The sequence below is a fragment of the Brevibacterium sp. VCM10 genome, assembly GCF_000583215.1.
Classification (GTDB): Bacteria; Actinomycetota; Actinomycetes; order Actinomycetales; family Brevibacteriaceae; genus Brevibacterium; species Brevibacterium linens.
Genome location: NZ_JAJB01000032.1, coordinates 21298 through 34742, shown reverse-complemented (window position 1 = coordinate 34742; position 13445 = coordinate 21298). Strand labels below are relative to the sequence as shown.

Here is a 13445-nt window from a genome sequence, read left to right as displayed (position 1 = left end):
GACCTCGGCCGACCCCGCTTCAGGGTTTGTGTACTCCGCCCGGAGGCTGAGGCTCAGAGAGAGTTCGCCTCGGCGTAGGCGGCGGCGTCCATGACTTCGCCGACCTCGGTCACGGCGACCTCGAACAGCCAACCCTCGCCGTAGGGGTCGGAGTTGAGCAGTCCGGGTGAGTCCACGGCCGCCTCGTTGATGGTGACGACCTCGCCGGTCACCGGGGTGTAGAGATCGGACACGGACTTCGTGGACTCGACCTCGCCGCAGGTCTCACCTGCGGTGATGGTGTCGCCGACCTCGGGCAGGTCGACGTAGACGACCTCGCCGAGGGCATCGGCGGCGACGGCGGTGATGCCGACCTTGACGGTCTTGCCGACGAGCTCATCGGCCGCGCCGTCGACCCATTCGTGTTCGGCGGAGTAGGTGAAGTTCTGCGGGAGCGGGGGCAGCTGTGCCATCTGTCTTCCTTACTGTGACTGCCGGCAAGCGACGGTCACGACGTTGTTGTGCCGGATGGGACCAGTCTACGAGTCACCGGTCCCGTCCGGATGAACTTTGGGTGAGCCTCAGTGGGCCTGGCGCTTGTAGAACGGCAGTTCGACGACGGTGAAGTCGTGCGCCTTGCCGCGGATGTCCACGGTCACGGCGGTGCCCACCTCGGCGCGGTCCCGGTCGATGTAGGCCAGGGCGATCGGGTGGCCGAGCGTCGGTGAGGGCTGACCGGAGGTGACGGTGCCGACCTCGGCGCCGTCGATCGACACGGCGGCTCCGGAGCGGGCGGCACGGCGCCCCTCCGAACTCAGGCCGACGAGCACGCGCGGCGGTTCGGTCTCACCGAGTTTCGCCAGAGCCTCGCGGGCGAAGAACTCGTCCTTAGTCTTGAACCCGATCATCCGGCCCAGCCCCGCGTCGAACGGGGTGGTGTTCTCATCGAGTTCGTTGCCGTAGAGCGGCATCCCGGCTTCGAGCCGCAGCGAATCGCGCGCGGCCAGTCCACAGGGCACGAGTCCGTAGTCGGCGCCCGAGGTCACGAGCGTGTTCCACAGGCGGGTGGCGCCGATGTTCGGGACGTAGAGCTCGAACCCGTCCTCACCGGTGTATCCGGTGCGGGCGAGCATGAGGTCGATCCCTGCGATCGTCAGCGGCATCCACGCGTAGTACCCCAGTTCGCGCACCGCCCGACCGATGGTGATCTTCGCATCCCCCGCCGAGGTGGCTCCCCCGTTGGCATCGTCGGTGACCTGGGCCTTCGCCTGGTCGTCGGCACCGGTGCGGGGTCCGAATTCGCCGTGGCCGGACTCGTCGAGGGCGCGCAGGATGATCGCCTCCGAGTTCGGGCCCTGCACGGCGATGAGCGCGGTGGCATCGGACTCATCGGTCAGGTGCACATCTGAGCCGGGGGCGACGGTCTGCACGAACTGGTGCACGCGGTCCTTCAGCGCTGCGACCACAGTGGGTGTGTTCGAGGCGTTGGGGACGATGAGGAACTCTTCCTCACCGATGCGGTAGGTGATGAGGTCGTCGAGGAGGCCGCCGGCCTCGTTGACGATGACTCCGTACTTGGCCTTGCCGATCTTCATCTTCGAGTACTTCGCAACCAGTGCGTAGTCGAGGAAGGCGGCGGCGTCGGTTCCGCTGATGCGCACCTCACCCATATGCGAGAGGTCGAAGAGGCCGGCGGCCTCACGCACTGCACGGTGTTCGGCCAGTTCCGAACCGTACTTCAGCGGCATGTCCCACCCGCCGAAGTCGGTGAACGAGGCACCGAGCTCGGCGTGGATGCTGTGCAGTGGAGTCTCTTTGGGTGTGTTTCCGGTGGTGTCGGTCATCACTTGTCCTCTTCCTCGAACTCTTCGAAGGCCTCTGGCGGCGGGCAGGAGCACACCAGGTTGCGGTCGCCGTAGGCTCCGTCGATGCGGCTGACCGGCGGGAAGTACTTCGTGTGGCGCAGTCCGGGAACGGGGAACACCGCGGTCTCGCGGCTGTACTTGCCGTCCCAGTCGTCCATCACCACGGTCGCCGGGTGCGGCGCGAGGGCCAGCGGCGACTCTTCGTAGGTATACGAATTGCCGATCTCGTCGATCTCGGCGCGGATGGTGCGCATGGCCTCGATGAAGCGGTCGAGTTCGTCCTTGTCCTCGGACTCGGTGGGTTCGACCATGAGGGTGCCGGGCACAGGGAAGGCCAGGGTCGGGGCGTGGAAGCCGAAGTCGATCAGGCGCTTGCAGACGTCCTCGGCGGTGACTCCCGTCGCCGAGGTGATCGCGCGGAGGTCGAGGATCGTTTCGTGGCCGACGAGTCCGTTCTCACCCGAGTAGAGGATGGGGAAGACGTCGCCGAGCTTCTTCGCCAGGTAGTTCGCCCCCAGCAGGGCGGCCCGCGAGGCTTCGCGCAGTCCTTCGGCGCCCATGAGTTCGAGGTAGGCGAAGCTGATGGGCAGGACTCCTGCGGAGCCGAACATCGATGCGGAGATCGGCAGCTCCATGGCCTCCGGGTCGCCGGCGACGAGTTCCGGCAGCGTGGCATCGCCGGGCAGGTACGGGGCGAGGTGTTCGCGCACCGCGACGGGGCCGACTCCGGGTCCGCCTCCTCCGTGGGGGATGCAGAAGGTCTTGTGCAGGTTGAGGTGGGAGACGTCACCGCCGAATTCGCCGGGCTTGGCGAGTCCGACCATGGCGTTGAGGTTCGCACCGTCGACGTAGACCTGGCCGCCGGCGGCGTGGACCTTGTCGCAGACCTCGCGGATCTGCGGTTCGAACACACCGTGGGTCGACGGGTAGGTGATCATGATGCCGGCGATCGCACCTTCGTGCTTGGCGATCTTCGCATCGAGGTCGTTCATGTCCACGGATCCGTCATCGGCGGTGCCGACGACCTGGACCTGGAGTCCGGCGAGCACTGCTGAGGCGGCGTTCGTACCGTGAGCGGACTGCGGGATGAGCACGACGGTGCGGGCGTCGTCGCCGTTCGCCACGTGATAAGCGCGGATGGCGAGCAGTCCGGCCAGCTCACCCTGCGAGCCGGCGTTGGGCTGCAGGGACACGCGGTCGTAGCCGGTGACCTCGGTCAGCGAGTCCTCGAGGCGGCCGATGAGTGCGCGCCAGCCCTGGGTCTGCTCGGCCGGGGCGAAGGGGTGGATGGAGGCGAATTCCGGCCAGGTGATGGGTTCCATCTCGGCGGCGGCGTTGAGCTTCATCGTGCACGAGCCCAGCGGAATCATCGTCCGGTCGAGTGCGAGGTCACGGTCGGCCAGGGTGCGCAGGTAGCGCATCATCGAGGTCTCGGAGCCGTGGGCGCTGAAGACGGGGTGGGTGAGGAATTCGGTGTCCCGGTGGAACTTCGCATCGTATGCGGGCTCCGGCACGGCGTTGGCTCCGAAGGTCCCCGCCGAGGCGGCTTCGAAGTCGTCCGCGTCGACCCGGGCGATGATGCCGAGGGCTTCGAGCAGACCGTTGGCATCGGCGACGGTGTGGGGTTCGCCGAAGGAGACGCCGACGGTGGTGTCGTCGATGACGCGGATGTTGAATCCGGCCTGGTCGGCGACGTAGCGGGCGGCTTCGGCATCGGCGACGCGCAGTGCGACGGTGTCGAAGAAATCCCAGGTGAGAACCTCGGCGCCGGGAGCTGTGTCCGCGGCACCGGCGAACGCGTGCGCGAGGCGGTGGACGCGGGAGGCGATGCGGGTCAGGCCGATGGGGCCGTGGTAGACGGCGTACATGGAGGCGACGTTGGCGAGCAGCGCCTGCGCGGTGCAGATGTTCGATGTCGCCTTCTGGCGGCGGATGTGCTGTTCGCGGGTCTGCAGGGCCAAGCGGTAGCCGGGCTTGCCCTGGGCATCCTTGGACACTCCGACGAGGCGGCCGGGCAGCTGACGCTGGAGTCCGGACTTCACGGCCATGAAACCGGCGTGGGGGCCGCCGAAGAACAGGGGCACACCGAAGCGCTGGGCCGAGCCGACGGCGATGTCCGCACCTTGGGAGGCGCAGTCCTTGAGCAGGGTCAGGGCCAGCAGGTCGGCGTCGAAGGTCACGAGCGCCCCGCGGTCATGCGCGCCGTCGACGGCCTCGGTGAAGTCGCGGATGGCGCCGGTGGTGCCGGGCTGGGCGCAGACGATGCCGAAGATGTCTTCGCCGACGAGTCCTTCGGCGAGGTCGGCGACGGTGACGCGGAAGTCCATGGCCTTGGCACGGGCGCGGACGACGGCGATGGTCTGCGGGTGGAGTTCGGAGTCGAGGACGACGGTTGTCCCCTTCTTCACGGCGCGACGCATGAGCAGGACCGCCTCGGCGACGGCTGTGGCTTCATCGAGGAGGGAGGCATTGGCGATGTCGAGGCCGGTGAGGTCCTGGACGACCTGCTGGAAGTTCAGCAGCGCTTCGAGTCGGCCCTGGGAGATCTCGGGCTGGTAGGGGGTGTAGGCGGTGTACCAGGCGGGGTTCTCGACCAGGTTGCGGCGGATGACGGCCGGGGTGATGGTGTCGTAGTAGCCCTGGCCGATGAGCTGGGTGCGCATGACGTTCTGTGAGGCGAGATCGCGCAGATCGTTCAGCACGTCGAATTCGGAGCGGCCCGCGGCCAGGTTGAGTTCGTCGTTCTGGATGGATTCCGGGACGGCAGCGGATGAGAGTGCTTCCAGGGAGTCATAGCCGAGTTCGGCGAGCATGGCCCGGGCGTCGTCGGCGCGGGGGCCGATGTGGCGGTCGGAGAAGGGGCGCGCGGTGTCCCCTGTTGCCTGCGTCGTATGGGCGAGTGAACTGGTCAATTGCCGTCCTAGGGTCGGTGTCGCGTCCACCGATGGGAGGACGCAGCGTTCGCTGAGTGTCCTCCCCGATCTGTCGGACCGGAGTCCTTCAGATATGCCTGCAATCGGTGGTACTGGGCCTGAGAGTTTCCCGGGGAGGGAATTGCACCTACGGCGCTGCTCGGTGTCCGGCTCGATTCGGCCTGACAGCGGCAGCTCTCCCACGTCTTGTCTTAGCGGCGTATGAAGTTATGTGCACAGCCAAGTGGGCCTCGGTGGCCCCGGCTGAGACTGCGCCTCCGATTCTAGTGAATGAAATCACCCCCGACAAACCTCCTGCTGGCCCTCTCGCCGTGACCGCTCGTCGGACCGCTGCGAGGCCCAGCTCCCCGCGGCAGCTCTCCTGTGACTCTGATGCAGAAATAGGTCGCTATCGGATACTCTGCTTGCTCAGAAGTATCCGATAGCGACCCATATTCTGTGCGGTCAGTTCAGGATCGCCCTCCCCGAGGCGGCGCTCCCGTCCCGCTGCGATGTTCAGATCGCGTTGAGGTCTTTGCCCTTGGTCTCGGGCAGCTTGACCACGGCGACGATCGTTGCCAGGCAGAGCAGGACCACCCAGCCGCTGGAGAGCCAGCTGAGGTCAAGCGAGTTGAACAGTCCGTTGAGATACGGTGCCGTTCCACCGAACACAGCCACAGAGACTGAGTATGCAAACCCGATTCCTTGGGTGCGGACCTTCGTCGGGAAGGCCTCGGACAGGACTGCCGACAGCAAGGCTCCTGCCATCGAGACCACGAGCAGTGCCAGCGTCGACGCAACGAACAACGTCCAGCCGGTGTCCGTGATCATGCCCATGAGCGGATACTGCAGGATCGCCATGAGCACTCCGAATCCGATGAGCACCGGCCGACGACCGATCCGGTCGGAGAGGAATCCCCAGAAGGGCAGCGACGCGAGTGCGATGATCTGCGCACCGACGGTCGCCCAGTAGGCGGTCTGCGCATCCATACCGCGCTCGGTGATCGCCAAGGTCGACGCGTACGACGTCCAGGTGTAGTGAGCCGCAGTGATACCCGAGGTCATGAGCACGACGAGGACGATCGCACGAGCCACACGGCCGCGATCCAGCGGGGTCGGGTCGACAACGTCTTCCGCTTCATCGGATTCGAAGACATCGCTTTCGACCATTCCGCGCCGCATCCACAGCGCAACGAGCGCGAGCAGACCGCCGAGCGCGAACGGAATCCTCCATGCCCAATCGGAAACCGCCGCCTCGGAGAAGACATTCGTGATTACGCCCCCGATCGTGTAGGCGACCACCGAACCGCCGAAGATGGCGACGAAGACGATGGAGCCCCAGAAACCGCGTCTGTGGGCCGGAGCGATCTCAGCGATATAGGAGTTCGCCGTTGCCGACTCTCCGCCGTGGGCGAAGCCCTGTGCCACTCGGATGAGGAGGAGGATCAGTGAGGCGAAGACGCCGATCTGTCCGTAGGTGGGCAGGACGGCGATGAGGAACGAACCGCCTGCCATGATGAGCATCGTGACGATGAGAACGAACTTGCGCCCCTTCACATCGGCGATCTTGCCGAACACGATGCCGCCCAGGGGTCTCATGAGGAACCCTACAGCGAAGACGCCGAGGGTTGCGAGGACGGAGGAGACCGGGTCCTCACTGTTGAACATGGCGGCCGCGATGAACGGCGTGAACACCGCGTAGGCGCTCCACTCGTACCATTCGAGGATATTGCCGATGGTGCTCGCAACGACGGATCGCCGTTTCAGCTGCAGAGGCACCTTTGTCTCTGCGATCGTGTCGGTCATGGCTTCCTTTCCACTGCTTTGTTGGAGGTGGTAGTGCTGTATATCTCTGGGATGGTGCTCGGTGGTGCGGATACTCCTATCTCGCTCGCCGTCACACGACGGTGGCGGCGATGGCTTCGGCGGCTGCGAAAAGTTCGGGGACCCCGGTCTCGAGGCTGCCGGTGAAGTCACCGGCCGACGGCGCCTCTCCGTTGAGCCATCTGGTGTAGATGGCTTCGCTGAAGATCGCGGCCTTCCACAGCGCGAAGGCCTCGTACCAGGGCAACACGGACAGATCGAGGGCCGTCTTCCGCTGGTAGCGCTCGGCGAGTTCGGAACGGGTGAGGAACCCCTCCCCCGCCGTGACCGGGGTGAGGTCCATGACCGTGCGCGGATGCTCGCGGTCGGTGTAGGTGACGAGGAAGTAGCCGAGGTCGGCGAGCGGATCGCCCAGGGTCGACATCTCCCAGTCGAGGATCGCTGCGACCTCGACCGGCGTCGAGGACGCGATCATCGCGTTGCCGGCACGGTAGTCGCCATGGACGACCGCGTGACGCTGAGTGGCCGGAATGTTCGCGGCCAACCACCCACCGAGGCGGCTGACCTGGGGCAGCGACCGTTGAGTGTTCTTCTCCCAGAGGGAGGCGAACAGCTTCACCTGGCGCTCCAGGTATCCGTCCGGTCGACCAAGCGCGGCTACTTCGGGAACGGTGACGTCGACCGAGTGGAGGTCGACGAGGCGGTCGACGAGGGCTTCGCTCAGAGCTCGCCGGTCGGCCGCCTCGGCGAGGAAATCGGGCAGGGTGTCGGTGACCACGGTGCCCGGCACGAAATCCATGATGTAGAAGGGCACACCGAGCACGGACTCGTCCTCGCAGACATGGAGGATGGTCGGCACGGCCACGCCTTGGGCGCCGAGGACCTTCTGGATCTTCGCCTCGCGGACCATGTCGTGGGTCGATTTCGGGATAGGGGGGCGCGGCCCACGGCGCAGCACCACGTCGATGTCGTCGCGGCGGATGCGGAAAGTCACGTTCGACTGGCCCTCGCCAATGCGGTCCCAGCGGACGGGGCCGGAGCCCAGCCCGTGTTCGTCGAGGTAGTCGGTGATGACGTCGACGATGAGCAGCGGCGGAGTGGTCAGGGCGCGCGCCTCGGCGGCGGTGTCGACGACGTCGACGAGCTTCTCGGTCACCGGGCCTCCCCCACGATGTCGAGGCGGGGAGCTCCCGCAGCGACTTCCTTGCGCCGCTTCGATGAGGCACGACGGGAGATCGCGAACTTGTGCGTCTCGGTGGCGCCGTCGTAGATGCGGAACGGGCGGACGTCGTTGAGGTACTGGATCAGCGGCAGCTGGTCGGAGACTCCGTCCCCGCCGGTGATCTGGATGGCGCGGTCGATGACACGGTAGACGGCTTCGGAGCAGTAGACCTTCGCGATCGACGATCGCGAGTTCGCTTCCTTCGCATCGGTGGCGAGCACCTCGGAAGTCTTCGTGATCATCGCGTCCGAGGTCTCGATGTCGATGACCGACTGCGCGATGAGCTCCTGGGCGAGCCCCTGACGTGCCAGGATGTCGCCGAAGGCCTCACGGTGCTCGGCACGGTCGAGTGCCGTGTCCAGTGCGCGGCGGGCCAGCCCCAACCACCGCATGCAGTGCGTGAGTCGGGCGGGGGCCAGGCGGACCTGAGCGTAGGCGAATCCCTTGCCGGGTTCGCCGAGGATCGCCGAGGCGGGGACGCGAACGTCGTCGAAGTGGACGTAGGGGTGGCCGCCGGCGATCGTGCGGTCGACTGTGTGGATCGGCCGTCCGACGCTGACGCCCGGGGTGTCCTTGGGTACGAGGAACATCGTGGCGGCCTGGCCCTTGCGGGCCTGGGCCGAGCCGGAGCCATCTGTTGTCGCGGCCGTCTCTTCGGGGTCGGTGGCGGCCATGACGATGAAGAAGCTGCACAGTTCGGCGCCGGAGATGAAGCGCTTGTCTCCGTTGATGACCCAGTCGTCGCCGTCCTTGACCGCGCGGGTCGCCAGCGCCGACGGGTCGGAGCCGGTGCCCGGATGTGGTTCGGTCATGGCGAACGACGAGCGGACGTCGCCGGCGGCCAGCGGGGCGAGGAACCGCTCCTTCTGCTCCTGCGTGGCGATCTGGGCGAGCATGTGCATATTGCCCTCATCGGGTGCCATGCAGTTGAGAACGGCGGGCCCGATCGGCGAGTATCCTGCCTCCTGGAACACCGGGGACCAGAATTCGATCGGCACGCCCTGGCCGCCCCACTCGGTGGGCACGTGTGGAGCGAAGACTCCGGCCTCCTTGGCTTTGCCCTTGAGGTCGGTCAGGACCGCTTCGTCGAGGTAGTCTCCGGGATGGGGCTCGGCGGGCATGACCACGTCGCGGATGAAGGTGCGTGTGCGCTGGCGCAGCTCTTCGACGTCTGCTGGAATGTGGCTCATGCTGTGCCTCCTGCTGTGATGAGTCCGCCGTCGGCGGTGAGGATCTGGGCGGTGATCCAGTCGGAGTCGGACGACGTAAGGTAGGCCGCAGCTGCGCCGATGTCCTCGGGAGTGCCGAGCCGGCCGGCCGGATAGGCGGCGGTGACTTCGGCTTCTCTGCCTTCGTAGAGCGCGGTGGCGAACCGGGTCTTGACGACAGCAGGGGCGATTCCGTTGACGCGGATATCGGGTCCGAGTTCGACGGCGAGGGTCTTCACGAGGTGGGCCACGGCGGCCTTCGAGACGCCGTACATGCCGATGCCTTCGCTGGGGTTCTGTCCGGCGACCGAGGAGATGGACAGGATCCGACCCTTGTTCTCCCGGAACTTCAGTCCCTCGTGATGGACGGCCCCCTGGATCCAGGCCAGAGTGCCGAGGACGTTGACTTCGAGGATCTTGCGGGCGGCATCGAGCTCGATGTCGACAGTGTCACCGTAGACCGGGTTGATGCCGACGTTCGTGACGAGCACGTCGAGGCGACCGTACTTCCTCGCGATAGTGTCGAAGACTTCGTCGCGGTGAGTCGGATCATCGGCCTTGCCGGCGATGCCGATCGCAGTGTCCTCGGGGAATTCGGCGACGGTCTCGGCCAGCGGTTCGGGCTTGCGTGCGGTGAGGACGACGGTGGCGCCTTCGGCCTGCAGTCTCCGGGCGATGCCGAGGCCGATTCCGCGGCTCGATCCCGTGACGAGGGCGACCTGACCCTCGAAACGGCGTCCGAACGATGCTTCGCTCATGTGTTTCTCCTGTGTTGCGTTGTGGTCTGTGGATCTGACCGCCTCGGTGACGGCGGGATCAGGATTCGGTCGGGGTCGCCTCGGTGCCGGCTTCGCGGAGCATCCTCCGCTGGATCTTGCCGGTGTGAGTCTTGGGCAGGTCGGTCATGACGTGGACGATGCGCGGGTACTTGTAGGCGGCGAGCCGCTCCTTCGCGAACGTGATGAGCTCTTCGGGGCTCGCCTGCTGCCCGGCACGCAGGGAGACGTAGGCGACGACGGTCTCGCCGCGGTAGTCGTCGGGCTGGCCGACGACGGCGGCTTCGAGCACGGCAGGGTGCTCGTAGAGCACGTCTTCGACCTCGCGCGGCCACACTTTGTACCCGGAGGCGTTGATCTGGTCCTTGATCCGGTCGACGAGGTAGATCCAGCCGGCTGCGTCCATGACTCCGACGTCGCCGGTGCGCAGCCAGCCATCGTCGAAGGCCGTCTTGTTTGCCTCGGGTTTGCCGAGGTAGCCGGGCGTGATCTGAGGCCCGCGCAGCTCGAGTTCACCGGCGGTGGAATCGGTGATGACGGTTCCGTCGGCGACGTCGACGATGCGGGCTTCGAGTCCGGGGAACGGCACGCCGATGGCCAGGGTGTCGGTAGCCGGGTCGACGGGTGCCTCGGTGTCGGGCGGGACTCCGATGACCGCCGAGGCGGTTTCAGTCATTCCGTAGATGTTGTGGATGTAATGGCCGAACCGCTTCCGGAACCGCTCGACCGTGGCCGGCGGCACGGGGGCTCCACCGGAGTAGAGGTAGCGGATGCTCTGCAGGTCCTCGGCTGTGGCCGATTCGTGTTCGAGCAGGGCGTTATAGACGGTGATCGAGCCGATGGTCACCGTGACCTTGTCGTCGCGGATCGCGGAGACGATCTTGTCCGCATTGACGCGGCCGAGGAAGTCGAGCGTGATTGGGAAGATCAGGGAGGTCGCCGCGCATGCGACGGCTCCGGTGATGTGGAAGAGCGGGGCGATGGCGAGCATGACGTCGCCTTCGCCGAGACTCATCCACGCTCCGTACGACCGGGCCACGGCGAGCACATTGCGGTGGGTGCCGACGGCGCCTTTGGCCGGCCCGGTCGTGCCCGAAGTGTAGGTGAGCAGTGCGGCGTCATCGAGGCCGGGCAGCAGTTCGGTGCGGTGACTGGGATCGTCGCTGCGGTAGCAGTCGAGGAAGGGACCCCACGCGTCGACGGCGATCCCGGACTCGGCCGGGGTCGCCTCGGCGAGGGTGGCCTCTGACTCACGGGAGGCTGCGGCCTTGGCATCGCCGGTGAAGTCAGCAGGGTCGCGGTCGTATTCGTCGTCATCGGTGGTGAGCACCCAGGTCAGAGAACTGCCGATCAGTGTCTCGCGAACCTGACCGAGGTCTGCTTCGTCGCAGATGATCGCCGAGGCGGCCGAATCGTCGATGAGCGCGCGCAGTTCGCGGCCGCGGTACATGGGGTTGAGGACGAGGGGGACGACGCCGATCTTCCAGGCCGCGAGCAGTGCCACGGCGAACTGCGGGACGTTCTGGAGGTAGACGCCGACGATGTTCGACTTCTGCAGGCCACGGGAGCGGAACCCGGCGGCGAGCGCCTCGGCTTCACGGTCGATATCGGCGGTGGTGAACCTGCGGCCGCGATAGGTCACGGCGGTCTGACCTGGGGCCGCTTCGACGCGGGCATTCCACGCATGGGCAGTGGACTCGTCGTGGATATCCGGCGCCTCGCCTACTCCGGCGGGGTAGAGCCGCGTCCACACGTGCTGCGTAGCGGTGGAGGTGTTGTCGGCTGCCATCTAACTGTCGCCCTTCATCGTGTCGTGACCGGAACATCTCTGTTTCGGCCGACCGAGCGCTCGCTCGGTTAGTTCTGTATCGTAGGTCACACGATGGTCGGGTGCAAGGGCGGCCGGGCATGAATGTCGACCGTTCGAGCAGCAAAGCGATCGGGCTCAGAGATGGAGGGACGTTTCGTGGGTCGAATAAAGCCGCCGAGGGGGGCGAATGGAACCGCGGGGTCCGAATGGCCGTAGATTAGGGATGAGAAGACAGTGAGACGGAGCAGGCAGGAACCACTCGTGAGCAATGCAACCATGACGAACTGGCGGGACTACGACGCCCCGCTGCTGTCGCCGATCCTTCAGTCCGCTCTCAACAGCTTCGTCACGGGCGGATTCCACGGCACGAGTATCCGCCAGCTGGCTGGCGAGGCCGGGCTGTCAGTGCCCGGTCTCTATCACCACTTCGCGTCGAAGCATGCGATCCTCGCCGAGATCGACCGGCTGGCGATGGAGGATCTGTGGCAGCGCAGCGTCGCGGCACTCGCCGACGGCGGGCAGGAGCCGGTGGCACGATTCGACAGACTCATCGAATGCCTGCTGCTCTTCCACGCGCACCAGTCCGATCTCGCCTTCATCGCCTTCAGCGAGATCCGCAGCCTGCAGGGCCAGCACCGGGATGCTCATATCGCTGCTCGTGACCGGCAGCAGAAACTCCTCGACGAGGTGGTCGAGGAGTGCGTTGCCGACGGCAGCTTCACCACGGAGTTCCCGCGGGATGCCTCACGCGCGATCACGACGATCTGCACGGGCGTCTCGCAGTGGTACCGGGCCGGCGGTGAGCTTGATCCTGCTGGCGTAGCCGAACGCTATGGCGAGATCTGCGCCCATGCCGCCGGCCTTCCGGTGAGGTAGCGCGTGCCCCTCAGGCGCTGCCGCCGGCGGTGACGACTCCCCCATCGGCGGTGAGCACCTGCGCGGTGATCCAGTCGGCGTCCTCCGACGCCAGATAGGCGACGGCACCGGCAATGTCCTCAGGAGTGCCGAGGCGCTTGACCGGGTAAGCGGAGGCGACCTCCTCTTCCCTGCCCTCGTAGAGCGCGGTGGCGAACTTCGTCTTGACCACTGCCGGGGCGACGGCGTTGACACGGATGTCGGGACCGAGCTCGACGGCGAGGGTCTTTGTCAGGTGCGAGACCGCCGCCTTCGAGATTCCGTAGAAGCCGATGCCCTCGCTCGGCACCTGCCCGGCCACCGAGGAGATCGCCACCACCCGTCCCCTGTTCTCGCGGAAATTCAGGCCTTGATGACGGACGGCGTCCTGCACCCAGGCCAGCGTGCCGAGCACATTGACGTCGAAGATCTTTCGCGCGGCGTCGAGCTCCATGTCGACGAGCGGACCGTAGACCGGGTTGATTCCGGCGTTGGCCACGAGCACATCGAGGCGACCGAACTTCTCAGCGATCGTGTCGAACACCTCTGCCCGATGAGCCGGGTCGTCGGCCTTGCCGGCGATGCCGATCGCCGTGCCCTCGGGGAACTCCGCGACTGCCTCGCCCAGTGCTTCGGGCTTGCGCGCGGTGAGGATGACGGTGGCCCCCTCGGCCTGCAGACGATGCGCGATTCCGAGCCCGATACCGCGGCTGGCACCGGTGATGACGGCGACCTGGCCGTCGAAACGACGACCGGATTTCGGTTCCGCCGAGGCGGCTGTCGGCTGTGCTGCTGAGGTGCTGTCTGACATTGATGAACTCCAGTGTTCGTGCAGTGACATGGTCATTCGGCGCTGACCTGGCGAGTCGCCGTGAAGCGAGCGTTCGTTCAGCGATCAGTTCTCATCGTAGGCACAGCCGTCGGAGGAAGACAAGGACTCCGGCACCAAGCGAGC

The 13445-nt window shown here is 66.3% G+C and carries 10 protein-coding genes and 1 riboswitch; of the genes, 1 reads left to right on the top strand and 9 read right to left on the bottom strand.

Annotation, left to right across the window (positions count from 1 at the left end; all coding sequences use genetic code 11):
- Positions 1-53 precede the first annotated feature (53 nt).
- The 8 genes from gcvH to AD89_RS0110190 all read right to left on the bottom strand — a co-directional run bounded on the left by gcvH (position 54) and on the right by AD89_RS0110190 (position 11575).
- A complete protein-coding gene (gene gcvH / locus AD89_RS0110225) occupies positions 54-452 on the bottom strand; it encodes a glycine cleavage system protein GcvH (protein ID WP_025778548.1) in 399 nt (132 codons plus the stop codon).
- Positions 453-560: 108 nt separating this feature from the next.
- Entirely contained in the window at positions 561-1823 is a 1263-nt protein-coding gene (locus AD89_RS0110220; RefSeq protein WP_025778544.1) for a glycine cleavage system aminomethyltransferase GcvT, read from the bottom strand.
- Complete coding sequence (gene gcvP / locus AD89_RS0110215) at positions 1823-4756, bottom strand: aminomethyl-transferring glycine dehydrogenase (protein WP_025778542.1); 2934 nt, start codon at positions 4754-4756, stop codon at positions 1823-1825. The genes AD89_RS0110220 and gcvP overlap by 1 nt, the downstream gene beginning before the upstream one ends.
- Positions 4757-4854: 98 nt before the next feature.
- Positions 4855-4969: riboswitch (glycine riboswitch) on the bottom strand.
- A 303-nt stretch (positions 4970-5272) separates the two neighbouring features.
- On the bottom strand, positions 5273-6562 hold the full coding sequence (locus tag AD89_RS0110210; protein ID WP_051505199.1) for an MFS transporter: 1290 nt from the start codon (positions 6560-6562) through the stop codon (positions 5273-5275).
- 91 nt (positions 6563-6653) lie between these two features.
- Entirely contained in the window at positions 6654-7736 is a 1083-nt protein-coding gene (locus AD89_RS0110205; RefSeq protein WP_025778538.1) for a phosphotransferase family protein, read from the bottom strand.
- A complete protein-coding gene (locus tag AD89_RS0110200) occupies positions 7733-8992 on the bottom strand; it encodes an acyl-CoA dehydrogenase family protein (protein WP_025778536.1) in 1260 nt (419 codons plus the stop codon). The genes AD89_RS0110205 and AD89_RS0110200 overlap by 4 nt, the downstream gene beginning before the upstream one ends.
- Positions 8989-9768 (bottom strand): SDR family oxidoreductase, encoded by a 780-nt coding sequence (locus tag AD89_RS0110195; RefSeq protein WP_025778535.1) that lies wholly within the window; start codon positions 9766-9768, stop codon positions 8989-8991. The genes AD89_RS0110200 and AD89_RS0110195 overlap by 4 nt, the downstream gene beginning before the upstream one ends.
- A 58-nt stretch (positions 9769-9826) precedes the next feature.
- Positions 9827-11575 (bottom strand): class I adenylate-forming enzyme family protein, encoded by a 1749-nt coding sequence (locus AD89_RS0110190; RefSeq protein ID WP_025778528.1) that lies wholly within the window; start codon positions 11573-11575, stop codon positions 9827-9829.
- A gap of 282 nt (positions 11576-11857) precedes the next feature.
- On the opposite strand from AD89_RS0110190, the gene AD89_RS0110185 reads away from it, so the two are divergent.
- Complete coding sequence (locus AD89_RS0110185; protein WP_231488574.1) at positions 11858-12472, top strand: TetR/AcrR family transcriptional regulator; 615 nt, start codon at positions 11858-11860, stop codon at positions 12470-12472.
- Positions 12473-12482: 10 nt separating this feature from the next.
- Here AD89_RS0110185 and AD89_RS0110180 read toward each other — a convergent pair whose 3' ends face one another.
- Positions 12483-13301 carry an SDR family oxidoreductase gene (locus tag AD89_RS0110180; protein WP_025778524.1) on the bottom strand — a complete coding sequence of 273 codons (819 nt, stop codon included), beginning with the start codon at positions 13299-13301 and terminating at the stop codon, positions 12483-12485.
- Positions 13302-13445 lie beyond the last annotated feature (144 nt).